This window comes from Escherichia sp. AM3, assembly GCF_032029835.1.
GTDB lineage: Bacteria > Pseudomonadota > Gammaproteobacteria > Enterobacterales > Enterobacteriaceae > Escherichia > Escherichia coli.
In genome coordinates, this window is the sequence record NZ_JAVUPQ010000493.1 from 1 (window position 1) to 631 (window position 631).

Sequence of the window (631 nt, forward strand, 5' to 3'; positions counted from 1 at the left end):
ATCATCATGTGCAAAACGTGCAAACACACCGCGGTGTCCGCATTCGATTTCGGCGCATTGATAATCAGTCCGGCCTGAAAAGGTCGGGGAACTGATTATCGGATGATTACATTCTCCAGCATCAAAGCCTCGGGTTGAGTTGAAAGGTATTTACGGAGCGAATATTAACACGTAGTTATAGGAGGGATATGTTTCAGTAGAAAAAGTGTGATGTACTTTGGAAATTGAATGCCAACCCATTTACTGGAAAAGGCAGATGACACTGACGAATGCATGTTGAAGTACGCCTGAAATGGCCTCATCGGCTTTTCCCTTCGGGAGATTATTCTCCTTTTGTTTAATCCAGAACATAAATATGCTCACCCATCTTCGATGCTCGAAAAATTGAAGCCAATCCTGATAAGTAATTTTTTTGAAAGGGTATTTTCCGGATTCACACCGGCTTTGATGAGTGAAAAACCGTTCTCTTTTATCCAGTCAATCGTGGCGGTAATTGCTTCAATTGCATATCCCTGGCGAGTATAAGCGGGACTGATGGTATAGCCGAGCCAAAACACATCGCATTGCTGACGTAAATAGATATCACCAATCAAAACCTGCGTCATCTTGTTGACAATGGCCAATTGAATAT

At 42.5% G+C, this 631-nt stretch carries 1 protein-coding gene; it reads right to left on the bottom strand.

Features of this window, described 5'->3' with window-relative positions; translation table 11 throughout:
* Positions 1-359: 359 nt before the first annotated feature.
* On the bottom strand, positions 360-629 hold the full coding sequence (locus RTW80_RS26810) for a GNAT family N-acetyltransferase (protein WP_312721131.1): 270 nt from the start codon (positions 627-629) through the stop codon (positions 360-362).
* Positions 630-631: the final 2 nt, after the last annotated feature.